The sequence below is a fragment of the Paenibacillus polymyxa genome, assembly GCF_018614975.1.
In the GTDB taxonomy this organism is placed as follows: domain Bacteria; phylum Bacillota; class Bacilli; order Paenibacillales; family Paenibacillaceae; genus Paenibacillus; species Paenibacillus polymyxa_E.
The window spans coordinates 18,818-44,300 of the sequence record NZ_JAGGNR010000008.1 but is presented as its reverse complement, the minus strand read 5'-3'; the positions used below and the strand labels follow the sequence as shown (position 1 = coordinate 44,300).

25 protein-coding genes are annotated in these 25,483 nt (G+C 43.6%); 19 read left to right on the top strand and 6 right to left on the bottom strand.

The annotated features are described in order from the left end of the window. Nucleotides 1–67: 67 nt before the first annotated feature. Genes J7E78_RS03665 through J7E78_RS03650 form a run of 4 tightly spaced genes read left to right on the top strand, consistent with a single transcriptional unit; the run spans nt 68 to nt 4,089 of the window. Entirely contained in the window at nt 68–1,477 is a 1,410-nt protein-coding gene (locus tag J7E78_RS03665) for a spore germination protein (RefSeq protein WP_215074987.1), read from the top strand. A gap of 40 nt (nt 1,478–1,517) precedes the next feature. Further along, entirely contained in the window at nt 1,518–2,633 is a 1,116-nt protein-coding gene (locus J7E78_RS03660) for a GerAB/ArcD/ProY family transporter (RefSeq protein ID WP_215074986.1), read from the top strand. An 18-nt stretch (nt 2,634–2,651) separates the two neighbouring features. Next, nucleotides 2,652–3,827 (top strand): Ger(x)C family spore germination protein, encoded by a 1,176-nt coding sequence (locus J7E78_RS03655; protein ID WP_215074985.1) that lies wholly within the window; start codon nt 2,652–2,654, stop codon nt 3,825–3,827. Beyond that, nucleotides 3,811–4,089, top strand: coding sequence for a hypothetical protein (locus J7E78_RS03650; RefSeq protein ID WP_215074984.1), 279 nt, complete (start codon nt 3,811–3,813; stop codon nt 4,087–4,089). The genes J7E78_RS03655 and J7E78_RS03650 overlap by 17 nt, the downstream gene beginning before the upstream one ends. A 55-nt stretch (nt 4,090–4,144) precedes the next feature. Here the strand turns inward: J7E78_RS03650 and J7E78_RS03645 are convergent, their stop codons facing one another. After that, nucleotides 4,145–5,377 carry a GAF domain-containing sensor histidine kinase gene (locus J7E78_RS03645; protein WP_215074983.1) on the bottom strand — a complete coding sequence of 411 codons (1,233 nt, stop codon included), beginning with the start codon at nt 5,375–5,377 and terminating at the stop codon, nt 4,145–4,147. 163 nt (nt 5,378–5,540) lie between these two features. Here J7E78_RS03645 and J7E78_RS03640 point away from each other — a divergent pair, with 163 nt between their 5' ends. The 4 genes from J7E78_RS03640 to J7E78_RS03625 all read left to right on the top strand — a co-directional run bounded on the left by J7E78_RS03640 (nt 5,541) and on the right by J7E78_RS03625 (nt 8,580). After that, nucleotides 5,541–5,849, top strand: a complete 309-nt coding sequence (locus J7E78_RS03640; protein WP_215074982.1) for a hypothetical protein — start codon at nt 5,541–5,543, stop codon at nt 5,847–5,849. Nucleotides 5,850–6,035: 186 nt separating this feature from the next. After that, nucleotides 6,036–6,611: an alpha/beta fold hydrolase gene (locus J7E78_RS03635; RefSeq protein WP_285229346.1), complete on the top strand. Its 576-nt coding sequence runs from the start codon at nt 6,036–6,038 to the stop codon at nt 6,609–6,611. 46 nt (nt 6,612–6,657) lie between these two features. Then, on the top strand, nt 6,658–7,656 hold the full coding sequence (locus J7E78_RS03630; protein ID WP_215074980.1) for a helix-turn-helix domain-containing protein: 999 nt from the start codon (nt 6,658–6,660) through the stop codon (nt 7,654–7,656). Nucleotides 7,657–7,785: 129 nt separating this feature from the next. After that, nucleotides 7,786–8,580 carry an SDR family NAD(P)-dependent oxidoreductase gene (locus tag J7E78_RS03625; RefSeq protein ID WP_215074979.1) on the top strand — a complete coding sequence of 265 codons (795 nt, stop codon included), beginning with the start codon at nt 7,786–7,788 and terminating at the stop codon, nt 8,578–8,580. A gap of 141 nt (nt 8,581–8,721) precedes the next feature. On the opposite strand, the gene J7E78_RS03620 is transcribed toward J7E78_RS03625, so the two are convergent. Next, nucleotides 8,722–10,095: a sugar phosphate nucleotidyltransferase gene (locus tag J7E78_RS03620; protein WP_215074978.1), complete on the bottom strand. Its 1,374-nt coding sequence runs from the start codon at nt 10,093–10,095 to the stop codon at nt 8,722–8,724. A gap of 17 nt (nt 10,096–10,112) precedes the next feature. Continuing rightward, complete coding sequence (locus J7E78_RS03615; protein ID WP_215074977.1) at nt 10,113–10,922, bottom strand: DUF6492 family protein; 810 nt, start codon at nt 10,920–10,922, stop codon at nt 10,113–10,115. Between the two features lie 202 nt (nt 10,923–11,124). Here J7E78_RS03615 and J7E78_RS03610 point away from each other — a divergent pair, with 202 nt between their 5' ends. The 8 genes from J7E78_RS03610 (at nt 11,125) to J7E78_RS03575 (ending at nt 20,647) form a co-directional block, all read left to right on the top strand. Continuing rightward, nucleotides 11,125–11,883, top strand: a complete 759-nt coding sequence (locus J7E78_RS03610) for a YheC/YheD family protein (protein WP_251034801.1) — start codon at nt 11,125–11,127, stop codon at nt 11,881–11,883. A 205-nt stretch (nt 11,884–12,088) separates the two neighbouring features. Next, nucleotides 12,089–12,829 carry a LytR/AlgR family response regulator transcription factor gene (locus J7E78_RS03605; RefSeq protein WP_215074975.1) on the top strand — a complete coding sequence of 247 codons (741 nt, stop codon included), beginning with the start codon at nt 12,089–12,091 and terminating at the stop codon, nt 12,827–12,829. Nucleotide 12,830: 1 nt separating this feature from the next. Further along, nucleotides 12,831–14,129 carry a GHKL domain-containing protein gene (locus J7E78_RS03600; protein ID WP_215074974.1) on the top strand — a complete coding sequence of 433 codons (1,299 nt, stop codon included), beginning with the start codon at nt 12,831–12,833 and terminating at the stop codon, nt 14,127–14,129. Nucleotides 14,130–14,239: 110 nt separating this feature from the next. Continuing rightward, nucleotides 14,240–16,291: a serine hydrolase domain-containing protein gene (locus J7E78_RS03595; RefSeq protein ID WP_215074973.1), complete on the top strand. Its 2,052-nt coding sequence runs from the start codon at nt 14,240–14,242 to the stop codon at nt 16,289–16,291. 203 nt (nt 16,292–16,494) lie between these two features. Next, the gene (locus tag J7E78_RS03590) at nt 16,495–17,475 is read left to right on the top strand and encodes an SDR family NAD(P)-dependent oxidoreductase (protein ID WP_215074972.1); all 981 of its coding nucleotides are present in this window, start codon (nt 16,495–16,497) and stop codon (nt 17,473–17,475) included. 184 nt (nt 17,476–17,659) lie between these two features. Beyond that, nucleotides 17,660–18,568: a UDP-N-acetylmuramate dehydrogenase gene (gene murB, locus J7E78_RS03585; protein ID WP_397330467.1), complete on the top strand. Its 909-nt coding sequence runs from the start codon at nt 17,660–17,662 to the stop codon at nt 18,566–18,568. 201 nt (nt 18,569–18,769) lie between these two features. Then, nucleotides 18,770–19,591, top strand: a complete 822-nt coding sequence (locus J7E78_RS03580) for a hypothetical protein (RefSeq protein ID WP_215074970.1) — start codon at nt 18,770–18,772, stop codon at nt 19,589–19,591. A gap of 363 nt (nt 19,592–19,954) precedes the next feature. Next, the gene (locus J7E78_RS03575) at nt 19,955–20,647 is read left to right on the top strand and encodes a hypothetical protein (protein WP_215074969.1); all 693 of its coding nucleotides are present in this window, start codon (nt 19,955–19,957) and stop codon (nt 20,645–20,647) included. Between the two features lie 92 nt (nt 20,648–20,739). Here J7E78_RS03575 and J7E78_RS03570 read toward each other — a convergent pair whose 3' ends face one another. Continuing rightward, the gene (locus J7E78_RS03570; RefSeq protein ID WP_215074968.1) at nt 20,740–21,525 is read right to left on the bottom strand and encodes a DUF817 domain-containing protein; all 786 of its coding nucleotides are present in this window, start codon (nt 21,523–21,525) and stop codon (nt 20,740–20,742) included. Nucleotides 21,526–21,796: 271 nt separating this feature from the next. On the opposite strand from J7E78_RS03570, the gene J7E78_RS03565 reads away from it, so the two are divergent. Further along, nucleotides 21,797–22,141, top strand: a complete 345-nt coding sequence (locus tag J7E78_RS03565) for a YojF family protein (protein ID WP_215074967.1) — start codon at nt 21,797–21,799, stop codon at nt 22,139–22,141. Between the two features lie 23 nt (nt 22,142–22,164). Continuing rightward, on the top strand, nt 22,165–22,839 hold the full coding sequence (gene bshB2, locus J7E78_RS03560; RefSeq protein WP_215074966.1) for a bacillithiol biosynthesis deacetylase BshB2: 675 nt from the start codon (nt 22,165–22,167) through the stop codon (nt 22,837–22,839). Between the two features lie 154 nt (nt 22,840–22,993). Here bshB2 and J7E78_RS03555 read toward each other — a convergent pair whose 3' ends face one another. Together J7E78_RS03555 and J7E78_RS03550 are read right to left on the bottom strand one after the other, a co-directional pair. Beyond that, the gene (locus tag J7E78_RS03555) at nt 22,994–23,791 is read right to left on the bottom strand and encodes an ABC transporter permease subunit (RefSeq protein ID WP_215074965.1); all 798 of its coding nucleotides are present in this window, start codon (nt 23,789–23,791) and stop codon (nt 22,994–22,996) included. Nucleotide 23,792: 1 nt separating this feature from the next. Next, nucleotides 23,793–24,674, bottom strand: a complete 882-nt coding sequence (locus J7E78_RS03550; RefSeq protein ID WP_215074964.1) for an ABC transporter ATP-binding protein — start codon at nt 24,672–24,674, stop codon at nt 23,793–23,795. 141 nt (nt 24,675–24,815) lie between these two features. Between J7E78_RS03550 and J7E78_RS03545 the strand changes: the two genes are divergently transcribed. Beyond that, nucleotides 24,816–25,412 carry a TetR/AcrR family transcriptional regulator gene (locus J7E78_RS03545; protein ID WP_215074963.1) on the top strand — a complete coding sequence of 199 codons (597 nt, stop codon included), beginning with the start codon at nt 24,816–24,818 and terminating at the stop codon, nt 25,410–25,412. Nucleotides 25,413–25,483 lie beyond the last annotated feature (71 nt).

Genomic DNA, 25,483 nt, shown 5'->3' with positions numbered 1-25,483 from the left:
CTTATAAGCAAAGGATACCTTTATCTGAGAATATCTGGACGGAGCGTTCACGGAAAGGGGAGGCGTCATGGACACATCAGCGATAACACAACAGAACATGCCATTGACAGGACATCTTGCTGTTGATCAAGAAATGTTACGTTCTGTTTTTGCGGGTTGCTCGGACGTTGTCTTTCATACATTCCAAACGGCGTGTCTTACTCCAGCGTTATGCGTATATTGTGTTGGTATATGCGATACAGAGCGGCTGGAACGACAGTTACTAACGCCCCTTCAGGAAATGGGGATCGAAGCAGCGCAAGTTCCCCTTGCCTCTGTTAAGCATGTTGAAACGATCAATCAGGCGGTACAGTCTATATTAGAGGGAGAAGCTCTGTTACTGCTGGAAGGTTCAGTAGGTGGAACTGCATACCCTCTATACCAAGCTGCAAATCGTTCAACAGAGGAACCGTTAGCTGAATCAACCGTACGTGGTGCACGGGATGGATTCACAGAATCGTTGACCATGAATATGTCTCTTCTGCGCAAACGTCTCAAGACACCTGCATTGAAGCTTCATACACGTAACATGGGAGATCGTACAAACACCAGTATTTCACTTGTATACATGGAGGGGATTATTGACCCCAAACTCGTTAAAGAAGTGAAGATACGACTTGCCGATTTAAAGCTCAGAGACGTACTGGAGAGTCAATACATTGAAGAAGGCATTGTGGATCAGCGATATTCACCATTTCCACAGATGATTGCGACGGAGCGTCCGGATGTTGTCGCTTCCAACTTGCTGGAAGGTCGGTTTGCTATTCTCGTTGACGGAACGCCGTTTACCCTTATCGCGCCAGTGACCATTTTTTCCATGTTACAATCCCCAGAAGATTATTATCAAAATGTGTTCATGAGTGTTTTTGTACGCTGGCTGCGATACATTTTTTTTGTTTTATCCATGCTGCTTCCATCGGCTTATGTAGCGATTACTACGTTTCATCAGGAGATGATTCCGACCGTATTACTTCTCAGTATTGCACGGGCGAGAGAAGAGATCCCTTTTCCTGCATTGGTAGAAGCGCTCATTATGGAAATCGCCTTTGAAGCACTGCGAGAGGCTGGCGTCCGATTGCCAAAGCAGGTGGGATCAGCGGTCAGTATCGTGGGAGCCTTAATTATTGGGCAAGCGGCGACGAGTGCCGGAATTGTATCAGCTCCCATGATTATCATTGTGGCGATTACCGGTATCGCCTCTTTCATGATCCCTCGCTATGCTGCCAGCATCGCGACCCGTCTACTACGTTTTCCCATGATGTTTCTGGCAGGAACGCTAGGACTCACAGGTGTCATGTTGGGCGTCATTTTGGTTGTCATTCATTTGAGTAGTCTTCGTTCATTTGGAACACCTTATCTGTCACCTGTAGCCCCCACGATGAGCAAGGAACTCAAGGATGTATGGTGGCGACCAGCACCAAGGAACAAACCGGATTAGGACAATCTACATTCAAGCAAACAAGGGAGCGGGATCACATATGTTGACTGACAAAGGGAAAATATCCGTGACTCAATTGGCCTTTATGGTCTTTCCCGCCATTTTCGCGACGGCTATCCTGTCTGTTCCTGGAATTACAATGCATTATGCAGGACATGACATGTGGATGACTCCAATTATAGGTTCTATCGTTGGTTTGGCTGCCATTGGTATTTCCGTTGGACTTGATCGTCTGTACCCTGGAAAAACCCTCATACAATCCAGTGTGTTGATTGCAGGTCGGATTCCGGGTAAGTTACTCGGTCTGATCTATATCGCTTTCTTACCTCACCTGACGGGCTTGATTATTCGGGAATACGGTGAATTCATTGTCAATAATGCACTTCCACGTACACCTTTGTTTGTGGTGATGGGTACGATGCTTGTTGTATGTGCGATTAATGTCAGACTTGGGATCGAAGTTGTTGGACGAACCTCTCAGGTGTTTGTCACCCTTGTGATCGTGTTGCTTAGTCTAATCTTTATCCTATTAATTGGTGAACTGAATCCTGCCGAGCTGTTTCCTTTCATGGAGAAAGGTCCAATTCCCATTATTACGGGGGCCGCTGCACCTGCTGCATGGTTTAGTGAATATATCGTGTTGGCTTTTCTGCTACCTTATGTGAATGAAAAAAAACGAACAACCCGGGTCATGCTGGGTTCCCTTGTATTTGCGACAACTGCAATGACGGTTACCAATCTGTTTTGCCTGTTTTTAATTGGTGATTTGACGGATACATTTGTATTTCCGGTCATGATCGCAGCAAGATACATAACCATTGCGGACTTTCTGCAACATATCGAATCCCTTATTATTGCCATCTGGATTTTCGGTATTTTCGTTAAAATTTCCGTTTTTCTATATATCTTTGCTACATCAACAGCGGAATGGTTCGGTTTGCGGGACTACAAACCTGTGGTTGGTCCAGTTTCGTTCCTGTGCATGGTATTTGCTTATTGGGTTGTGTCCGGCGGATCAGGTATTGCCAGTCTGGTTAGCGCTTCAGCGAACTTGTATACGATCAGCATTTTATTAATCCTTCCGGCAATGATCTATGGTGTCGCATGGCTGAAGAAAGGGTGGGCACATTTTCGGAAGAATCGAGCGAACACCTGATTGATGGGGGAGGAGCACTTGCGAACATATAGAGTACTGCTAATGCCAATATTGTGTTGTGTGCTTTTGAGTGGATGCTGGGATCGCATCGAGATTAACGACCTGGCTATTGTGCTGGCTACTGGTATAGATTACGAAGATGGCAAAGTACAACTGACTTCACAGATTTTCATTCCGCGAAAGGCGAGTGCAGGAGATAGCAGTGGGAGTGGAGGCAGTCCAAGCGGGGTTACGATGATTCGAACGGCGGAAGGAAGTACAGTTGCCGAGGCATTGAATCGGTTACAACGTAAAGTTCCCCGGAATATGTTCTGGGGCCACTGCGAAGTCATCATCATTAGTGAGCAAGCCGGCAAACGCGGTATACGCGAGTATATCGATTTCTTCCTGCGGTACCCTCAGTTCAGGGAGCATGCATATGTTTTTTCCAGTGAAAAGGCTGCAAAAGATATCCTTGCATTACTTGATCCACTGGAGCGAAGTTCTGCTGAATCGTTGCGTGAGATGGCCAATCTGAAGTTAGGTACACGTGTTACTGCGCTTGAACTGGCTAAATCGATTGAAGGTCCGAGCAGTTCCGCCATTTTGTCTCGAATGTTAATCTTACCCCCGGAGCCCGATCAGGATAAACTGACAACGACACCATATGTGAAAGGTCTGAGCTTGTATAAGAAGGATCGCTATGTCAAGACGGTCAATGAACCACTAAGCGTAGGTGTATTACTACTTGCAAAAGAACTGAACAACATTATCATGCCTGTTGAGTTTGAGCCGTTAAAGGGTTCTTTCTCGATAAGGCTCATTGAAAATAAAACCTCCTTGAAGCCGCGAATTGTCAAGCAACAGTGGAGTATGAAGGTCGATATCCAAACCAGGGGAGAAGTGGTGTTAAATACGACGGATGCCAATCTGACGGATCCCGCTGTATTAACTAAACTGGAAAAGGAATGGTCGGCTAAGCTCACATCTTTGGCTCATGATGCTCTAGACATGTCCCAGAAAGAGCTGCGCTCCGATTTTTTTAAATTCGCAGTTGAATTCCGCAGATATTATCCGCATCAATGGAAGGCGCAGGAGAAGAACTGGGAAACCATCTATCCTGATATGGACGTGGAAGTCAAAGTAGATGCTCATGTAGTACGTACCGGAAAATCAACAGGACCACAGGGGATACCTAATGAGGACGAAAGTTGAACAGAATTGGCTCCTGTACAAGCCTGAGAAGAGAGGTGATTGCATGAAACTAGGCTCAATCCTTGGAATTTTGATGCTGGCGACTGCGATAGTGTATGGAGAGTGGAAGAGTAGCAAAGAGAAGCGAGCCAGAATAGTGAGCGCGGGAATTACTGCAGTGGCAGCAGTAATTGGGGTCATTCTTGTTTTTCAGCCCCGTTTGCCTGGTCCTACCCAGTTTATAAAGCTTATATTTGGAAGTGTGGATCAATTTATGAAGTAAGATGATGGGAAAAAGAAGGACCAAGTCTCTGCGTACCAGAGGTGTGGCCCTTCTATCAGATATTCGTATGGACGGTGGGAGCAGCGTTGGAGATATTAAAGACAAACCGACTGCCCATATGACTGGACTCTTTGAGCCATACAATGCCACCCATTAATTCAGCGAGTTGGTTACAGATAGACAGGCCGAGCCCAGCTCCGCCATACTTTCCTGAATTACCATGAATCTGGGAATAGGATTTGAACAACAGATCCTGACGATCTTGCGGGATGCCGATGCCCGTATCCTTTATTTCGTAGGATGCATGGAGAGTACCTTTTGTATCAGCAGATACCTCAGTAGAGATGCATACTTCCCCTTTTTCAGTGAATTTAAGCGCATTCCCAACAAGATTAATGAGAATCTGACGAACTTTGTGCTGATCGCCCATAAGCATCAGATGATCATTAATATTATATTCTGCGTACAACCTAATTCCTTTTTTCTGGGCTTCAGAAGAAAATAATTGTAATACATGTTCAACTGTTTCAGTGACACTATAGGGCTTGATCTCCAGAGAGATTACACCAGCTTCTGCTTTGGAGTAGTCCAGAATTTGATCCATCATCGACAGAAGGCTGGTGCCACTTGACTCAATGACATTAACATATAACGATTGATCCTCACTCAGCCTGGTCGATTGCAACAGATTGGCCATGGCAAGAACACCATTCATTGGGGTCCGAATTTCGTGGCTAAGAACGGCCAGCAAATTGTTCTTTTCTTCAAGCACTTTTGCAGCAGTCTCTTCCGCCTGTTTTAACTGTTGCAGAGTTGTTTCCATCTCAAGAAGACTCGTGAAAAATGAAGACAAGGAGAGAAGCAGATCCACGTCCTTTGGTTGATAGGAATAGAAATCCTGATCAAATGAACAAAGGGAGCCGTAAATTTCTCCGTTCTCATTATGTATGGGCACACCGACAAATGAACAACCGCCTACGAATTTTGTAGCGTCCATATGTCTGGTTAATGGATGAGTCAGATTATTATTGATTACCAACGGACCTTGGGAATGTTCTGTCACAAGTGCACAGTATGACTCGGCGTTATCAACGACCAGCCCTTCACCCAGGATTAGTTTGTCGCGATTATATACGTTCAGAACCTTGGTGGATAGATGATCCAACTGGGCAATACAAAACGTATTTGCAGGAATTAACCTGCTTGCCGTATCCATAACGTTAGCAGCCGAATCATATAGTTTATGTGAGACAATGGATAGTACATCAATGAATTCTGTTTTCAACATATTGATTTGACTCCTCCTGATTGTAGAAATTCGTTGTGCACTGTATTCAGTATATATGAATTCGAAGAATCGATCATGTATGGTTTTGACAGTGGAAGACGGAAATGAGAAAATATAATGCTGTGCAACATGTATATATTAATAAAGTTTTGGAGGCAAATCAATGAATCAACGTTTTCGAATTACTCGATCCATGCAAGATAGTCATGCCGAACAATCCATCACGCTGGAAGAGTGCAAACTCCACTTCGAATCCCAACCCGATTTTACCTATTCACCGGTTCTTAACATTGTAGGAGCTGAGAGCACCATGACCATCGAGGGGGACTTTTTTATGTGGGACCTTGAGGGTGCACAAATAGCTTTTCGTTTGTACATGGGGGATCTGTATGTAGCTATTTCGAACGAAGCTATTGTACCCAAAATGATTGAGATTGCAACGGAACTACGTGCAGATATCGTTGAAGGATAAGAAGTAGAGAACTAGAGTTTAATAAAATGTAATGATGTTAGTTGTAATATACTTTGGACATTCCTGTAAAAATGAGACTAAAGATTCATTTATATTCCATATATTAGATTGTAATATATGGAATATAAAACATTTTACAGGAGAGTGAATGAAGTGAAAAAGACCAAATTAATACTTGTTGTATTCATGATCCTTGCCTTATCGGTAACTGGAATAGGATCGAGTTCAAAGGCTTATGCAGCTACGGCACGTACACCCATTGTATTGGTACATGGATTGACCGGTTCAGATAGCAATTTTACAGCAATTGAGAGTTATTTGCGTAGCCAAGGGTGGACAAGAGACGAATTATTCGCGATTGACCTTCCTAGCAAACAAGGAAACCAGCTGTTGAATTCCGCAGCAATTAGTCGATTCGTAGATGATGTTCTGCGCGAAACGGGTCATACAAAAGTCAATATTATAGCTCATAGCATGGGTGGAGCTAATAGTCTCTATTACATACTTAAACATGGAGGCGCTTCCAAAGTAGATAAGTTGATTACCCTTGGCGGGGCTAATCGATTGACCACAACTACAGCTCCGAGTGGAATAAAGGTGACTTCGATCTATTCCACCAGTGACACGATTGTGTCCCCGGCACTTTCCCGGTTGAACGGGGCGAACAACGTTTCGGTTTCCCTCGTATCCCATATCGGTCTGCTGTTTAACTCACGGGTGAATGCGCTGATCAAAACTGCGTTGAACGAGTCCATTCTATAATTAGAAATCAGAATAAAAATGGAACAAGTTAAAGGAGTCTGTATACATGCAACCTCAACCGAATGATCAAATTAAGGTTCATCCAGGCTTTTGGGCTGGATTACATCAATTAGGGATTGGTGCTGACGATATCGCTCGCACAGCACAACTATCTCTTGAGACAATAAATAAACCTGTAGTGACCCAATCTCAGTACTTTGCAATCTGGCAGGCCTACTTTGATCTCAATGGGGACACCGCCGAGGGCATCATCCAACTTGCAACCGGATATGAAATATCGAAGTATCCTCCGCCTGTACTGGCAATGTACCATGCTCGTGATTATCGTGATGCTTTGAATCGCATGGTGCGTTACAAGCAAATGTGTCCTCCCGAGAGTTTGCAGATTACCGAAGCAGGGGAGGAATGTATCATTGAACTCGAATGGTTACATAAGGGGCAACAAGGTCCGCCAGTACTGATCGGTATTACGCTGGCATTTCTAATTGAACTTGGACGGAGGGGCACAGGACAGCCTTTGACTGCAAAACGGGTTGAGTTCTCCCAACCGATGGGTGACGTAGCGACCCTTGAGGCTTACTTCGGATGCCGAGTCGATACGAATTCCAACTATAATCGGTTGACGCTGGAACGGAAAGATCTGAGCCTTCCATTTCTATCGTATAACGAGGAGTTACTGGAGATTCTGACTCCGGCTCTGGATCGGTCGCTGGACGAACAAGAGAGTAATCGTTCCGTTACTGAAGTGGTCAAATGGATTATGAAACGCAGCCTCACAGGAAAGCGCCCTGACATCCAGACGGTCGCCAAAGAGCTTTGTATGAGCGATCGCACCTTGCAGCGGCGACTGACGGAGGAAAACACGAACTTCAAGCAATTATTAACCGAGGCCAGACGGGAGCAGGCCCGAGAGTACCTTGCAGATCCTTCACTTGATATCAAAGAAGTGGCATTTCTGGTTGGATATGAAGACCAGAATTCGTTCTATCGTGCTTTCAAGACCTGGGAAGGGGATACACCTTCAAATTGGCGTGTCAGGCAATAATTCTGGCGCAAGGTGCTAGTTACCAGGCCCTTCAGACTGCGTAATATTATATCTATCCGGTGCATGAAGCTGTTGGCAATGTTCAAGAACAGCTGCCGGATAGTTGTAATCAAGAAGGAGAAATGCAGGATGGATATGGGACTAAAAGAGAAAACAGCCTTAGTTACAGGATCAACAAAAGGGATCGGTAAAGCGATTGCTATAGAACTCGCCCGAGAAGGTGTTCATGTTCTGATTAATGGACGTAATGATGAAGAGGTGGAACAAACCGTTCGTGAAATCAAGTCCACTTTTCCGGAGACTTCTCCGCAAAAGGCTACCGCTGATCTTGTGGATCTGGCGCAACGCCAAGCTTTATTCGAGAAATTTCCTGAAGTTGATATATTAATCAATAGCATGGGTATATATGAAATCATGAGTTATAAAGACGTTAATGATGAAGTGTGGGAGAGATATTTCCGTACCAATGTTCTGGCAGCCAATGGCTTGTGTCAATTTTATTTACCTAAAATGGTGGAGAACAATGACGGGCGTATTATTTTCATCGCAAGTGAAGAAGCGCTGATGCCCTCAGGCCAGATGCCACAATATTGCATGACCAAATCAATGCTGCTGTCATTATCCAAAAGTCTTTCCAAACTGACAGCAGGGACCGAGGTTACGATTAATACGATTCTGCCAGGGCCGACATTGTCTGAAAATGTACGTGAGATTATTGAGGGCATATATCAGGATGAGACGTTGAATTTCGAGGAAAAAGAGAAAGATTTTATGAAGAGTAATCTGCCACAGTCCGAATTACAGCGATTCATCAAGCCAAGTGAAATAGGCAGACTCGCGGCATTTGTATGCAGCCCATATGCGGCAGCCTTTAGAGGCTCTCCGATCCGTATGGATGGGGGGATGGTTCCCACCATATTTTAAAAGTGTATCTGATTGAAGGCTTCTATAGCACACTGATATTTGGTTTTACCCCATGTTTCGTTCGATACGCAAAGCAATAGCCTCTCCACGAATGGACGGGGCTATTAGGTGTGCAGATTTGAACGGCGGTTCATTTCCCAATCAATAGTTATACGATCCTGCACGTTCTACAATTATATTCCAATCTTCTTCTTCAAAAAGGATGTTGTCTTTATCCTCTGTTACTCCGATCCGGACCTCAAGGATGACCAACCTGGTTTCAGCGAGAATAGAATAGACGCTCTCCGAGGTGATCACGAACTGATTGCCCATAGTCAACTGGGTGACATGTCCGTTGATAAGCAATTGACCGCTGCCTGCAAGTACCGTCCACGCTCTACATCCTGCCCGATGCCAGTTCAACCCGATATGTTTGCCGGGTAGAACCGTTATGTTTAATGTGGTTACAGTTGTATTCTCATCTTCTACCGAACTTTCAATGACACGATAACTGCCCCAGGTTGCTTCACCATACATCGGTTTTAGTGGCAAGCTACCCAATTGCGCTTTAATTTCATTTGAATTATTTTTGTTGGCAATGAGAATGCCGTCCGAACTTGCGGCAGCGATAATACCTGGCACACCTATGACTTGGATGGGGTAGGGAAGCTCGTTAATAATATAGGAATCGGAGGAAGAACCCGAGATTCCACCGTGTCCGATTACATGGGTATCTAACTGTGCGCACAGCGTATCCCAGCTTCCAATATCCTGCCATACGCCCTTATATGGCAGAACTGCGGCCCGCTGAGCCTTTTCTGCAACATGCTTGTCAAAACTGCGTTCAGGCAACGTTTCATACAGGGATGACAATTGATCATAATGAACCGGAAGCCCCATTTTTTTAATATGGGATATCATAAACGCGACGGTGAACGCGTACACACCGCAGTTCCATAGTGCCCCACGTTGTAGCAGAGTTTTAGCAATGGTGGCTTTGGGTTTTTCTATAAATTGTGTTATGGGCGCATAAGCATGACGTTCTTCCACACCCGGCAGGATGTATCCATACTGTTCTGAAGCATGTGTAGGCCTTGTCCCAATTAAAGCGATATCGGCTTGAGAGTGTTTCAATATATCCGGCAGTAATTGGAATTTGCTGAAAAAATCTTCACCTGCGAACACATCAGCTGGCGCGATACAGATCACATCGTCATCTTTGGCCATTCGGAAGGATTGCAGATATAACGTCGCTAAGGCCGCAGCAGTAAAAGTGCCTCGTTTATAAGGTTCCCCGATGACTGGTATTTTGCCTTGAGTATGTCGTGCCGTAATATTAGCCTGATCTTGATGTGAAATAATGAGCGTTGAATCCGTTAGGCATGAACTGTCAAGCTGGCGACATACTCTGCTGATCATGGATTCCCTACCTCCAGCGGGTGATGGAAGTATATCTATGAACAGCTTGGAGCGAAGCTCATTGGATAACGGCCAGAGCCTTTTGCCAGAGCCGCCGCACAGCAGTACGATATGCATGGGCTTCCTCCTTAAGCTCAGGGAGCTTTACTGTAGATTTTTCGTTTATGAAAGGAAAGAGAACGGTATTGAAGAGCAAGATTACGGATTTGTTGCTCTTTTAACGAAGAAGCGTTCACATGCAGACTTTTATTCATGGAACTTCTAAGGACCATGCTGCCTGGGTTCTTCGTATACATATAATTGGCATACGTTTCATACTCGGAGAAACCAAACTGCTTTTTCTTATTGATATTGGAGATGATCGCTGTGTACCATGGCAGCTTATGAACCGCTTCAATTTTCTGTTTTAAGGCAGCGAGTTTCGATTTGTCGAACAGCATATAATGGGTGACAAAAGAGCGGGGCCGCGGAGCTTTCATGCCTAACAACTTACGGTAGGTATTGAAATATTCCGGCTGGCTCCAGTCACGGCAGTAAAATACCGTTTTGCCTTCTACAATAAATGAATGAGGTTTAATCAGTACGGTGTCCGCATCCATGACTAGAAAGTACTTTGCCTTCACAATGGAATCTCCGTCCATTTTGAGCAGCTGCTGATATAACCAGCCTGACCGATTCCAACGGGAGGACTGGTAGTGTATCTCGTTTTTGGTTATAGGCAGGACGGATCGCTCATTAACAAAAATGCAGTTTTTACGGGAACAGAGTTTTCTGATTTTGGTGTTGAGCGGAGAAACAATATATATACTTCCAATGGGATGTTTTACATAACGGCGAATGTTATCGATGACGAGGGGAAGGGTAGCCAAATCTTTCTCGATCGCTGGTATAAGAACATCAATCTTGGGCGCATTATTCAACCGGATTCCAGGCTGGACGGACATCTCCTCAACTCCTTGGAAAAATCGTGATGACTCATTATATGGTATGTGTGCAAAAGTGTTTTGGTCAGGGCATGTGCAAATATACATTTTTACGAATAGGGGCTTTTGTTGAGGGTTCCTTTATCGGTATTACATATAATGCATGCAGGGTCTTGATCAAACAGCGGGCTATAATGCGGTTGCTGAAGGGAGAGCTTACGACATGGGAGTTGATAAATTGCAGCCGTTAAGAAGCAAGTGGTTAAAAACAAAATTGATCATTAATAATGAATTAATTAAACCGTTTATCCCCGACACACAGAAATATAATAAAACGAATCTGAAATCCATGATCAGCAAATATGGAATGGTCTATGTCAAACCCGAGAGAGGTACTTTCGGGATGGGTGTTATTAAGGCCGAGATGGAAAGTCATCAACATTTTGTCTATCAGATCGAGCAAAAACGCCTGACGTTTGACAGCTTTGAATCGTTTTATAGCAGTCTGACTCGTCTGGTGGATAAAAGAAGTTATCTGATTCAGAGAGGAATCCATCTGCTTAAGCACAATAACAGACGTTTTGACATCCGAGTCATGATACAGCTAAGCCCGGCCAAACAGTGGGAAGCTACCGGAATCATCGGCCGATTGGGTCATCCAAAGAAAATCGTAACCAATTATCATAGTGGTGGTACACCGATGGATATTCACAAGCTGCTACAATCACATGCATCCACCAAACGCAGGAATGAACTGGTTCAGGAGATGAATGAGCTTAGCCTGCGCATAGCGCGTCATATGAAGAAAAAGTACCCGTATCTAAAGCAAATCGGTGTAGATATCGGCCTTGACCACAGTCTGAAACCCTGGATTATTGAGGTAAATGTCAAACCTGACCCATATATATTCAATCAATTAAAGGACAAGACGATGTATCGCAAGGTAATACGATATTACCGCCATGTTATGCCCAAAAAATAGAATAACAGACCGGACTTTTCATAGGAATGGCAGGAGAAGGTTTCAAGCTCAAGAGTCGCCAATGTGCGACTTTTTTTTGTTGATCTGCATTTTAGGGTGAGAATAATGCATTTCATCCCAATTCGACTCCGAAACCTATGCTAAAATAGTATATTCGAGAGTGAAATTCAGAGTCGATGTCGATGAAAGGCGGATGTTCCCCCCCATGTTCAATATTGCAATCTGTGATGATGAGGAGCAGCAACGAGAACGTGTGAAATCCATGCTGGTCTCCTTATCTCTAAAAACCAATTTTGATTTTCAAATTAGCCTATTCACATCTGGTGAACAACTGCTCTCACACTACAGAGAGGTTGGGGATACATTCAATATTCTCATCTTGGATGTGGAGATGGGCGGAATGAACGGGATTCAGACCGCCAAAGAGATCAGGAACATGAAGTTTCTGGATGTACAGATTATGTTTCTGACCAGTTACCCGGAATATATGGTGGAGAGCTTTGATGTCATCACCTTTCAATATCTGATCAAGCCAATCCAGCCGCAAGTTTTCGAGGAAAAGATGATTAAGCTGTGTCAATATTTTCAGGCATTGGACAAAAAGTATGTACTAATCAAATCAGACTATGATGAACTGCTGCTGAAATATGATGATATTCTCTGGATTGAGGTCGTCAAAAGTTTAACGATCAAGAACAAGTTAAATTTTGTGACACAGGAAAATGTACATGAGACCAAAGGCATTTTATCCAGCTACGCTACCGGTTTGAAAGACCATGGTTTCTTGCAGATTCATCGCTCCATTATCATCAACCTGATGCATGTTCAGAAGTTCTCCGGTACCCAAGTTGTCATGTTAAATGGAGCGGAAATGCCCATAGGCCGATCCAAGGTTAAAGAAGTCAAGGATGCGTACACCAAATACATGATCATGAGGATTCAATGATATGGATGCCTATATAATATTTTCCATCATCTTTGTGACCTTACTTATGGCATTTCAGGCGAATTTTTATTTTGATTCTGTGCTGGGCAAGTCCAAGCGGAAGCCACAGAGAGCGCTCTATTTCGTAGTATTTGCTATGCTGGGTTATTTTTATTTGGCATCTTCCTTCTCTGATCTTGTTTCGACTGCTGTTGCTCTGCTATTAATCTTCAGTCTGGCACAGTCCTATGAAGTGGAGTTCAAAATCAAGCTTGTTTTTACCATCCTGTATGCAGTCCTGATTACTATGGCGAATACTATAGCTGTATATATTCTCGGAGTTTTGGAATCCACAGATTTCATCTCATGGGAACAGTTCAACGGAGAAAACCACTGGATTCTCTCCAAGGTGATGCTGCTTGGTTGCAGCATCATGTTCATTGTAATTCAAGTTGTCCGTCTAGTCGCCAAACGTAGAAGTTTTGCCGTTCACTATCGTTATTATTTGCTGTTTCTCATCGTACCGATCATTACGATCTATCAGATCAATGTGGCCTCCCTCTATAGTGAGAAAAACATATTTTACGTCTTTTCTGTACTGGGTTCTCTTTTTCTCAATGTGTTCATTGTTTATGTATTCGATAATATGGTGGAAAAGGTACAGCTCGCGCATGAAAATGCCGATTTGCAACGTCAGATGGATTACCAGGATGCCAACTATGAGAAGACCGTGCACAGTTTCAAAAACATTAAAAGCATCATCCATGATATCAATCAGCAATTTCTGTATATTGATGAATGTATTCAACGTAACGAACTGGCGGCGGCAGGTGACCATATCAAGTCTACATTAAATACTATTGAAGGTGCGTATCAGCGGGTGAACTCCGGCAATCTGGTCATTGATGCACTCGTTACGAATACTTTGGCTATGGGGCAGGCAAACGGGATCAAAATCGACACCAAAATCCAGCTTCACTCCCAACATATCCAGATCGATCGATATGATCTGTGTGTGGTGCTTGGTAACATGCTTGATAACGCAATTGAAGCCTCCAAGAAGGTCAGACAGGCGGAGGATCGATATATCCTCATTGCCATTCATTCCACGGCATCTGCTCTCGTCATCCAGATTATGAATCATGTTGAGCAACCGATCGTTGACTTGAAAAGTGAGAAGCCCAATCCGGAGTACCATGGGATCGGTCTAACCAATATATCGAGAATTTGCGAGAAATATGGTGGCCATATGAGTATTGAGCATCAGCATCGGAAGTTTAACAACATGGTCGTGCTTCCGTTCCACACCGACAATCCCTGAACCTGCCGTTCAGGGATTGTTTTTTTCCATTCAGGGCCCATTCGCGTTTGATCTGCCTCTTACGGGATATGATGAATTCATTCATAAGAACATTTGAGGGAGGACATGAGATGAAGAAATTAATTAGTCTTTTATGTACAGCGGTGCTTGTAATTACACCGCTGGCAGAAGTCAGAGCAGAGGCGAGTAACAACGGTACGATTGAGGCACGGGCGGAGCAGATCGCCAAGGAGATGGTGCAAAACTACGGTATCACCAGTGTGCAATATGCGATCATGGATGAAGGGGAATACATTTTATCAGATAGTGTTGGGCTGCACGATAAGGCATCACAGAAGCCAGTAGACAAGGATAGCATGTATGGCATAGGTTCAGTTAGCAAAATGGTTGTTACGGCAGCCGCCATGAAGCTGGTCGATTCCGGTAAAATAGATCTGGATGAGCCGCTTACTTCGTATATCAAGGACTTTAAGATGGCAGATGCGCGCTATACTCAAATCACACCGCGCATGTTGATGAATCATTCATCCGGTCTTTACGGTACACATTATGGAAACAGCATGTTGTTTGACGATAATGACACCCGCAATCATGATGAGTTATTGCTTAAACTTCAGGTCGAAAAACTGAAATCCAAACCTGGCGCATACTCCGTCTACACCAATGACGGTTTTCAATTGCTTGAAATCCTGGTTGAACGGGTGAGTGGGTTAAGCTACAGCGAATATATCGCCAAGTTCATCAGCGAGCCGTTGAAGTTGGAATCAACGAAGACACCCTTGGATTCCTTTGACAGAGCGCAGTTATCCGAAACCTATTGGCCTACACTTGAGATGAAGATGCCTACCGAAAATGCAAACATTATCGGTACAGGCGGAGTGTACTCTACCGCAGAGGAATTGAGCCACTTCGGAGAGGTTTTAATGGGGAACAGACCGGATATTCTATCCGAATCTGCAGTGAAGGCCATGCAATCTCATGAATATCGTAAGGGCATATGGGTATCGGATGAACAAAATACGATCAATTATGGCTTGGGGTGGGATTCGGTTGACCTTGCACCTTTCAGCGATTATGGGATTACCGCGCTTGCCAAAGGCGGAGATACCATGTTGTACCATGCCGTGTTAATCACGATACCCGAACATGATATTTCAATGGCGGTCCTATCATCTGGCGGATCTTCTGTCTACAATCAGATGTTTGCCAGCAAAGTGCTACTGGAAGTTCTGGCCGATCAAGGTATCATTGACAAGGTTAAACCCGATCAGACCTTCTCGTCACCCGACAAACTGAAGATGCCAACAGAATTAAGCGCGTACTCCGGTCTATATGGTACGGTAGGAGAGACATTGGACATAAAGATCAAGGATGGTGAGATGCAACTGCCTGCCATGCTGGGAGGAGTTATTCCTGAGCAGAACTATGTGTACACAGGCGACGAACATTTTACAAGTGCGGATGGCAGTGTGAAAGCCAGTTTTGTGAAGGAACGTAATGACAAGGTATATGTTAAAGTTCAGGGCATGATTACGTTACCCGGCATAGGTCAAACGGTAATGAACACGTATGATTATCAAAAACTGGATCGTAATGCGCTAGACGCAGCAACCAAAGAGAAATGGACAGCTCGTGACGGCTCGAAATATCACGCGTTAGATGAAAAGATAACGTCGATCTTTTATTTGCTTCCATCGATGCTGATTAAGAATCTATCCGTTGATGCCGAAAATGGTTACGCCAATGGTACGCAAATTAAGGATACAAACAACGCAGAGAATATCGCCCAGATTCCTGTGATGAACGGAAGAGATGCGTTTGATCTGCAATTTTACACGAAGAATGGCGCCGAGATTTTGATCCAGGATGGGCAAGAATACATTGCCGAGGATGCGATTACTCCAATCTTTGGTGGGAAAAAAGGAATTACGACTATTCCGGCAAACGGTCAAGCCCGTTGGTATGCGATCGATGCCCGATCGGGTAACAAATCCATCACGGTGGATTATCCGAAGACCGGAGGTTATGCAGTGTATAATGATAAAGGGGAAATGGTTGACTTCTCTGTAGCAACCAATCAGGAATCAACGAAGCTCCCGAAAAGTGGTTTTATCGTTTTTGGTGGGAATGCCGGTGATGTATTCCAGATTGAATTAAAGTAAAGCAGGGACTGCTTATACAAAGTCGCATTCGTAACTTGTCACATAAATAATGTAGTATTCAGGAAGTCGTCTTATGGCGGCTTTTTTTACTTTTGCAGATTGCACGGAGAAGTTGCGAGGTGATGTATTCACTTCCATTTGACTTAGAGTACGCTCTAGGGTGTAGACTTTGAAGAAGAAATATTGCCAAGGAGATGAACAGAATGACACAGGAAAATTATACTAGAACTTTACAACATAAAATGGACTCTGGCTTCAACCATAACAGTACAGCGGAGGATGTATTGAGAGATCTGGACTTGTCAGGACAGCTTGCTATTGTAACGGGTGGATATTCCGGCCTCGGGTTGGAGACGACACGTGCGCTTGTTAATGCGGGAGCCCGTGTAGTGGTGACTGCGCGTCGTCCAGCGGTTGCGAAGGAAGCACTTTCTGGTCTGGAAGGTGTTGAAATAGATGCATTGGACCTCGCTGATTTATCCAGCGTTCGTGCTTTTGCCGAGCGGTTTCTGGCGAGTGATCGGAACATTGACATGTTGATTCTTAATGCGGGCATCATGGCTTGTCCTGAGACACGGGTTGGTCCTGGCTGGGAAGCTCAATTTGCAACAAATCATCTGGGCCACTTTGCCCTGACTAATCTGTTATGGCCAGCACTCACTAGTCAGGGGGGAGCCCGTGTTGTTTCCTTGGCATCAGCGGGACATCATTTCTCACCAATTCGATGGGATGACATCCAATTTGAACATGGCTATGAGAAATTCCCTGCCTATGGACAGTCCAAAACAGCAACGATTTTATTCAGCGTTGAGCTGGACCGTCGAGGTGCAGAGCACGGAGTACGGGCTTTCTCCGTTCATCCAGGCGGAATTATGACACCACTACAGCGTCATATGCCCAAAGATGAAATGATTGCTCTGGGCTGGATTGATGAATCTGGACAAGTGGCCAACCCTGCGTTCAAAACACCTGAGCAGGGGGCAGCGACGCAAGTCTGGACAGCAACTTCACCTCAGCTGGAGGGAAAAGGCGGTGTCTACTGCGAGGATTGTGACATCAGTGAATTGGCTCCCGAAGATGGAGGTTTCTATGGGGTCAAGAAGTATGCTATCGACCCCGAGCAGGCTATTCGTTTATGGGAGCTATCGGCCAAGCTGACTCAAACAGACATAGAACTCTCATAGTCATGTAGTTGCGGCAACAGAGCAACAGCCTGCTTCCATGCAGGAACTCACTGAAAAGTTCAAAATCTAAGAGAATGCGATCAATTATAATGAAAACAACATAATTTCAAACAAAATCTCCTATTTAGCATATAATAAAGAAGGAGCATCTCATTTTCGCGATGATGCAATCATTTCTTTATGAATTCAGGGAGAGAAAATCATGAATATTTTTGAGCATCAGATACCTTTGGAAAAAGTGAAATTCAATGAACCGCTAAAAAATCACACGTTTATTAAAATAGGTGGTAACGCAGATATTCTCATCCATCCAACAACGATAGACGAAATCACTAAAATCGTGGAAATTGCCAACTTACATCAGTTACCTCTGACGGTCATTGGAAAAGGCTCAAACGTCATTATTAAAGACGGGGGCATCCGGGGAGTAACGATTTCTCTTAGCCACTTCGATCAAATTAAAGTGAGTGGGGACAGCATGATTGCGCAAAGCGGCGTTGATATCATTGATGTATCGAGACTTGCTTTGGAGCATAGCTTGACCGGTTTGGAGTTTGCTTGCGGCATTCCCGGCAGCACGGGGGGCGCACTTTACATGAATGCGGGTGCTTATGGCGGTCAGATCGCCGATGTTGTTGAACGTGCGACTGTAATCACCAAAGACGGCGCAGTGTTGGAGATCCCGCGAGAAGAGATGAAGTTTGGTTATCGAAATAGTCTCTTTAAGATGGATCACTATATCATACTGGAGGCCGAATTCGGGCTCAAAAAAGGAAACAAGAAAGATATAGCAAGCAAAATGAAGGAATTAACGTTCCTGAGAGAATCCAAGCAGCCGCTTGAATTCCCCTCTTGTGGAAGTGTATTTAAACGACCCGAGGGACATTTTGCCGGTAAACTGATTCAGGACTGTAACTTGCAGGGCACTCGCATCGGAGGTGCTGAAATCTCCATGAAGCATGCAGGTTTTATCGTAAATGTGGATCATGCTACTGCCCAGGATTATATGGATCTGATCCAATTTATTCAGAAGAAAGTGTATGATACGTTCCATGTTGAATTGGAAACGGAAGTAATCTTTCTGGGAGAATAGCTTTGTTGAATGACTTGAAAGGTCGCCGTTGGCGGCCTTTTTTGATTTGTTTAATTCTTTATTGGTATTTAAAACCAAAGTTAATATAAAGTTTACATAACGAATACAATTAAGTGTATTTAATGTAATAAAATATAAATATAGTCATTTAGGGAGTGTTCCTCAACTGAAACAATTGGAAGTCGAAGGGAGATTCTATCTTTGAAAAAATTAATTACAGCTGCTTTATCCATCGCACTGTGCCTTGAGGTTGTTGTTCCTACGGTGATGCTTGCAGCTCCAAATGCACTAGAAGCTAGCGTTAGTCAACTTTCAAAAGAAAAACAAAACTTTATTTTCTTAGAAGGAAAGCCGGGAGATGCCCATCTTGTATATACGTATGAAAGCAATGGAGATACGTATAAAGTTGAAGAAAGAGCTAATAAGGACTTTACTGAGATTAATAGCACAATATATGTGAAGAACGCTGAAGGAAAATTTGTTGAACATGCAATCCAGAATGCTATCATCGATACCCAGAATTCTCTTTTCCAAGTTACTACTAATGAGAATGGAATAATTGAAACAGAGACACAAAATTTTGGTGTTGATACAACCGATCTCTCAACTATCCCAAATATCCCTGTGCGTCCTGATAGAGGGGATTTGATTACCCCTTTTGATAGCTATATGGGAGGAGCAGTATCTGCTTGGTATTACGGGTCTTGGGCAGATGGTAGTAGCAGAATTGAAAGATATACTGTTACTGCTGTGACAGCATTAATATTTGCGTTAGCAACGGCTGCGAACCCATCAGCTGCAGTTGTAACAACTACTGTAGGTGCTGTGGCACTGACCATTGTTCAAGATCAAGTTCCACTTGTATTTTATAAAAGACGGTATGCAGAGAAAAAATCCTTAGTTGCTACTACTATCATTGTCGGATCTAAATGGGACACTATTTTTTATAGTAATTCAGCCCGTACAAGTGAGATAGGACGTACAACCGCAACGAAATTTTTGAGCGGGTATGTGGGGGATTGAGATGGATTTGAAAACTTTTCTTAAAAACTTCTTGGGATTCTTCATACTCTGCAATTTGGTTTTTATCATATTTAATATGCTAATACGCCATAGAACTTGGGATGAGATCGATCATATGCTAAATTTATTTAGCGCTATTATATTTAGTACAGTAGTAGGTATTTCAAAAGCAAGGAAGTAATTTTCTTTACTTAATCTCCTTAAATGACTATGAAAATCGTAGCGTCACTTATGTATTAAGCGCCTTAGGCGCTTTTTTTATTGTACGAATTATACTCAAACAAGAATTCATATGCTAATTATGGTAATATCAGAGTGATTGTATTTAATATTTCATCGTGATTATAAGGAGTGCACTTGGAGATGTTCAAACGTAACAGGAGAATTCTGCTAATCACTGCATTGGTAATTTTACTATCACCCTTATCAATCTTGGCATATATGTATATGAATGAACGTGCTGGTGGGCTAGCCGATCAACGGATATCCAAGGTTTGGGGATTAAGTGAACCTATACATATTCCTATAGCGAACAGTCCTCAAGGGGCCGTTCAAGAATTTAGAGGTGAGTTTTATACCTCCCAATTCATTCATCAGGAGGCTGTGGACGGGGGCATGATTTTGTTTACGCACAAAAAGGGTCGGGAAAACAACAGTAATCTTCAGATGGAGTATACCCGCAAGAACATTTTCGGATGGAAATGGGTATGGGGTGGAGGATATTCCATCAATGGATCAGTTGAATCCAAGTTTGCGTTGCATTATATGAGCATACCGAAGTTGGAAAAAGTATCGGCACCGTTTCCGATGTTGTTTGGTGACATCATAGACTCCACTATCAAACGTGTAACTGTTGAAATCAAAGAGAATGGTAAGCCCGACACATTCGATGCGAAGCTGGTTGAGGCAGGTGAGAACCAAAAAATCTGGTACGTATTCCTGCCTTCATCAGCTACTGTTCCTTATACGATCAAAGCATATGATGAAAAGGAGAACCTCTTAATCAACAAAGACATTGAAGAGGTAGATGGCTTTGGCTCATTATTTGTTGAATAATCTCAAATAGAACCACGCAAAAAACAGCGGCATTCGAAGACTTGTTTTCCAGTCTATGCGTGCTGCTGTTTTTATGATTAGGGAAGTAATGGTTAGATGGAATTTGGATCTTCTGCGTTTCGATTGGCCTTCACATATTTGAGCTGCGCAACGATGATGACACTGATGATGACCAGCAGGAACCACGAACTAATTTTGCTAAAGCTAACCAGTTGCCAGGCATCATGCTGGTCAGGATATTTCCAGCCATTGAAGAATGTAGCGATATTCTCAGCAGTCCAGATGAAGAAACCAACAATGATAAAAGCAAGCGATAAGGGCATTCGATAGGTCGTTGCTCGTACCCGGTAAATAATCCAGGTTTTCCAGAACACAATAAATACAAGTGCCGTCAGCCACCAGCGAAAATCGGGAATAAAATGATGAGTGAAAAAGTTAATATAGATAGCTGCTCCGAGCAGCATGGAAGGTGCAAAACCAGGCCATCCGGTCATGTCCATTCGCAGTCTTCGCCACACCTGACACATAAAACTGGCTACACTTGCATACATGAATCCGCTATAAAGAGGGACACCCAGGATTTTGGTGTAAGCTTGCTCAGGGTAAGACCAAGATCCCATCCATACTTTATAGATTTCCAGCACCAGGCCAATAATGTGAAATACACAGATGACCTTGATTTCATCCTTGGTTTCCAAGCCACTTCGATACATCAGGTACTGCACAGCAAGCAATACGAGCAGAATGGCATCATATCGATGAAGGAAAGGAATAGGAATTACGCTGGACAGGGCCAGTGTTCCAAAGATCGCTACAGGAAATATGCAGCTCATGGCCTGATGATAGCCAAAATGAAGTAGCTGTATTAGAGGTTTCAATTCAAGTTTAACTCCTTTCCAACACGGTTGAGCACGATTTAGAGATAAGTTTTTATTAAGAGTATTCATCACTGGCGTTTTTGCCTACATCCCATAATATAGATATGATCCATGAATAAAAAGAGAAAAAAACGCGCAAATCTGTTCTTGTTTTCAAACTTGAATCATCATGAGAACGCTCTATGAGAGGCGACAGGGTCACTCCATGTATATTCTCTTCTGGTTATGTTAAAATGAAATTCGTACAATTACATCAGACAAGGAGGCCGCTATGCAACCGATTAAACCTCAAGATATTCAGCTCCGGATCAATGAACTTGTGAATCAGGACTTATACGTACACCTCGAACTCACGTCTGGAGCGTATGCGCATCACTATGACAGTTCGAAGCACCCAGCATCGGCATTCATTACTAATGCGGCCATACGATATACGCAGGGGTCCATTTCAGGTACGGGTCCATACCGGGTTGGTCTGAAAACCACTCAGGGATGGATTTACGCCGAGGGCCTTACACATATTGATGAGCAGGACCAAGAAAGACTGATTCTAGCTGGTCACGACACCCAAGGAAAGCTGGTTGTGGCGTTACAACTGAGTCGGGAGATGTTCTGATGAAAGCGGAGGATCAAATAACGATGAAAACTACAGATAATGAGCATGAGCGAATCTTGGTGGTATATCCGCATCCGGATGATGAAGCTTTCTCGGTGTCCGGAACATTAGCCAAGTACATAGAAGGTGGCTCTCACGTTACCTATGCTTGTCTAACACTGGGCGAGATGGGGCGCAACATGGGGATTCCTCCTTTTGCTAACCGCGTCACGTTGCCTGCAATACGCAAACTAGAACTGATTGAAGCTTCCGAAGCGATTGGAATTCAGGACTTAAGAATGCTCGGCTTCCACGATAAAATGATCGAGTTCGAAGACCCACAGCTGCTCGACGATAGCATCATGGCACTGCTCAAGGAACTGAATCCATCACTTGTGATTACTTTCTATCCGGGGTTCAGTGTACATCCTGATCATGATGCGACGGGAGAAGCCGTCATTCGGACGATTAGTCGTCTTCCTGTGGGAGAGCGTCCACTGGTTCATTGCGTTGCATTTGCCCACAACCAGGAACAGTTCATTGGTAAAGCCGATGTAATCGTTGATGTAACGGGATTTTTGAAACAAAAAATGGCGTCGATCCGGGCCCATCGTTCACAGTTTCAGGCAGCGGAGCTTGTCGGAGATCGAGAGTTAAATCAAGATGAAATCCAGGCCCGTTTCGGCAGAGAAACATTCTGGACCTACCCATTTGAATAACATGATTCATCGGAAGTTGCCGATGGGGTTTTAAGTAGACGGTAGAGTAATAATACGTTCAAATGGGACGAAGCAGAGGTCTACCCTGTTTCGTCCCATTTGCGTTTATTCATCATTGCTGCCCTTTGCGGGAATAGATCAAACTATACCACGATTAAATGGGCAAATCTTTTTTTTCAAAAATAACGATTCCTGCACCATACAGAAGTACTGCGAGTCCTGCGAACACAGCCATTCCTCCATACGCAAAGCTATCACCCGCGAACAATCGCACCGGATCGAACAAGGAATACAATGAGATATTGCCAATCCAGCTCAACGTTTCTCCTGAATCGCCCAACATTTGCAGCAGTACAAACGCTACAGAAATACCGGCGCCGAGTCCAAGGCTATACTTGCTTTCATTTGCCAAACAAGATGCGAAAAAACAGATGCCATTGATCGCGTAATACATCAGAAGGGCGTAAAGATTAAGCCAAATGAAATTGTTAATATCCATAAGCCCCGGAAACATGACAGATGATACGACAAGAGTTAGTACCGTAATCCAGCAAAAGATCGCTGTTATTGAGATCAGACTGTAGACCGCTTGGGTAACAGCAATGCGTTTTCTTGAGTTGGACGTTGAAAGCAGATAGGACATACTTCCTTTATCCACATGAGCGGCTATTATTCGGTGGTTCGTAATGATGGAAACAATCATGGGGAACAAATAGAGAAGAAGACTGTAAAGTGTTCCGGAAAGAAAGGTAAGCAAGGTGGTTCCAACGTTCATTCCCATAGCATTGATGAGCTCAGGAGGAAGCATGCTTAACATTTCTTTTAATGCATCGACGCTATCCGGATCGAACATACCGATCAGCATAATGGAATAAAAAGAATAAATGGCTACAACAAGAAACCAAATGAACCGATTGGCCCGCATGTTTGCTTTAAATAATGCCCAGGACATATTAATTGTGCTCCTTCCCATAAAAGTCCATGAAAATTTGCTCAAGCGTTTGGGGAGGGCACTCCATATCAATAACCTTGCATTGGGAGAGTGCGCTGAGCACTTGGTCATATCCATCCGTAATCTTAATGTCCACACGTAAAGGACCCAATTCAGTATAAAGGAGTCCGTTATTTTGAAGGATCTTCATATCCTCCGCATGTGCCAGAGCGACTACAATGCTTTTCGGCAGTGTCCTTTTTAGCGAGTTTATGTTCTCCACGGTTACGATTGACCCTTCTCGTATGATGCCTACACGTTCACAAGTGTGATCGACTTCATCAAAGAGATGGGAAGACATCAGTATCGTTTTGCCCCGGTTTCTTTCCTCAATAATTAGTTCCACAAATCTTCGCTGCATCAGCGGATCCAGCCCGCTTGTAGGTTCATCAAGAATGAGCACTGCAGGGTCGTGCATAAAAGCGGCGATCAATCCTACTTTTTGTTTCATCCCCTTGGACATTTTGCGGATCTTCCGACCCGAATCCAACTCGAATCGGTTGATTAATTGATCGCGGCGCAATTTGTCGTTACGTCCTCTTAAATCATCAATAAATTCCAGAAAATGCATGCCTGTCATGTTATCGTAAAATGCGATCTCGCCAGGCATATAACCCAAATTCTTCTGTATTTGTGCTGCTTCCCTTCTGCAGTCTAAGCCGTTAATGCTAGCCTTTCCGCTGGAGGGGTTCACAAATCCCATCAGATGACGCAGAGTCGTTGTTTTTCCGGCACCATTGGGCCCAAGAAATCCAAAGACCTCTCCTTCTTCAACGTCAAAACTCACATCCCGAATGCCCTTACCATTCGAATAGATCTTGGTTAATGAGTGGACCTTGATCATTGATATCACCTCCACGAAAAAAAATATGTAACAAATACCATCTAAGTTACATAATATTATCGGCTTGATTAGATGTCAATAAAAATATAACATGGAGGTATATTGTTACATAATTCGCGGAGGATAGGACGGTAGCTTACCATGAATGGCTTCGAAAAACGCAGAGAACAGAAAAAAAAGCAAATCCTGCAATCGCTAATCGATATGGTGATGACTCGCAATTTTAAAGAAATCGGCGTAAGAGAGATCGCGCAACATGCTGGTGTGTCTCCTGCATCCATATATAATTTTTTTGGAAGTAAAGAAGAATTGGCCAAGCAGATTTTTTACCATCAAATAGATGAGTCGGGGAAGGAATTCAGTCTACTAATGAACTCCGATATTCCTTTTGAAGATAAGATGAGTAAAATGTATGAGGTATCCGTCAACAATCAAGAGACGTTGAATAGTGAGGGCATCAAGAATTTTATGTTTGAAGATCCGGCATTCAGAGAGCATGTTGAGGATTATGCCAGAAACGTTGTCATCCCTGAGCTTATGAAGCTGATCGAACAAGGCAAAGCCGAGGGGAAAATAAAAGGAGGTGTATCGGCAGAAGCCATCATGATTTTTATGAATGGAATTATGGCCATGTTGAGCGAACCATCTTTCGCAGAAAAACTTAACGTAAATGTGCGAAAAGAGTTGGGCAAGCTGTTTCTTTACGGAATTCTGGGTAATAGGGAAGAGAGGAATTAATTATTTTTAATACTTGAATGGCATTTATATAGCACAGTTGCTTGGGAAGTCGCCGATATGGCGGCTTTTTT

What these genes read in the sequence shown, in the direction of transcription:
- J7E78_RS03610 (WP_251034801.1), top strand. Translation starts at nt 11,125, where the DNA reads ATGGGAGTTGATAAATTGCAGCCGTTAAGAAGCAAGTGGTTAAAAACA.
- J7E78_RS03660 (WP_215074986.1), top strand. Translation starts at nt 1,518, where the DNA reads ATGTTGACTGACAAAGGGAAAATATCCGTGACTCAATTGGCCTTTATG.
- J7E78_RS03650 (WP_215074984.1), top strand. Translation starts at nt 3,811, where the DNA reads ATGAGGACGAAAGTTGAACAGAATTGGCTCCTGTACAAGCCTGAGAAG.
- J7E78_RS03550 (WP_215074964.1), bottom strand. Translation starts at nt 24,674, where the DNA reads ATGATCAAGGTCCACTCATTAACCAAGATCTATTCGAATGGTAAGGGC.
- J7E78_RS03665 (WP_215074987.1), top strand. Translation starts at nt 68, where the DNA reads ATGGACACATCAGCGATAACACAACAGAACATGCCATTGACAGGACAT.
- J7E78_RS03635 (WP_285229346.1), top strand. Translation starts at nt 6,036, where the DNA reads ATGATCCTTGCCTTATCGGTAACTGGAATAGGATCGAGTTCAAAGGCT.
- J7E78_RS03555 (WP_215074965.1), bottom strand. Translation starts at nt 23,791, where the DNA reads ATGTCCTGGGCATTATTTAAAGCAAACATGCGGGCCAATCGGTTCATT.
- J7E78_RS03545 (WP_215074963.1), top strand. Translation starts at nt 24,816, where the DNA reads ATGAATGGCTTCGAAAAACGCAGAGAACAGAAAAAAAAGCAAATCCTG.
- J7E78_RS03615 (WP_215074977.1), bottom strand. Translation starts at nt 10,922, where the DNA reads ATGTCCGTCCAGCCTGGAATCCGGTTGAATAATGCGCCCAAGATTGAT.
- J7E78_RS03595 (WP_215074973.1), top strand. Translation starts at nt 14,240, where the DNA reads ATGAAGAAATTAATTAGTCTTTTATGTACAGCGGTGCTTGTAATTACA.
- J7E78_RS03640 (WP_215074982.1), top strand. Translation starts at nt 5,541, where the DNA reads ATGAATCAACGTTTTCGAATTACTCGATCCATGCAAGATAGTCATGCC.
- bshB2 (WP_215074966.1), top strand. Translation starts at nt 22,165, where the DNA reads ATGAAAACTACAGATAATGAGCATGAGCGAATCTTGGTGGTATATCCG.
- J7E78_RS03645 (WP_215074983.1), bottom strand. Translation starts at nt 5,377, where the DNA reads ATGTTGAAAACAGAATTCATTGATGTACTATCCATTGTCTCACATAAA.
- J7E78_RS03625 (WP_215074979.1), top strand. Translation starts at nt 7,786, where the DNA reads ATGGATATGGGACTAAAAGAGAAAACAGCCTTAGTTACAGGATCAACA.
- J7E78_RS03605 (WP_215074975.1), top strand. Translation starts at nt 12,089, where the DNA reads ATGTTCAATATTGCAATCTGTGATGATGAGGAGCAGCAACGAGAACGT.
- J7E78_RS03630 (WP_215074980.1), top strand. Translation starts at nt 6,658, where the DNA reads ATGCAACCTCAACCGAATGATCAAATTAAGGTTCATCCAGGCTTTTGG.
- J7E78_RS03575 (WP_215074969.1), top strand. Translation starts at nt 19,955, where the DNA reads ATGTTCAAACGTAACAGGAGAATTCTGCTAATCACTGCATTGGTAATT.
- J7E78_RS03590 (WP_215074972.1), top strand. Translation starts at nt 16,495, where the DNA reads ATGACACAGGAAAATTATACTAGAACTTTACAACATAAAATGGACTCT.
- J7E78_RS03600 (WP_215074974.1), top strand. Translation starts at nt 12,831, where the DNA reads ATGGATGCCTATATAATATTTTCCATCATCTTTGTGACCTTACTTATG.
- J7E78_RS03565 (WP_215074967.1), top strand. Translation starts at nt 21,797, where the DNA reads ATGCAACCGATTAAACCTCAAGATATTCAGCTCCGGATCAATGAACTT.
- J7E78_RS03620 (WP_215074978.1), bottom strand. Translation starts at nt 10,095, where the DNA reads ATGCATATCGTACTGCTGTGCGGCGGCTCTGGCAAAAGGCTCTGGCCG.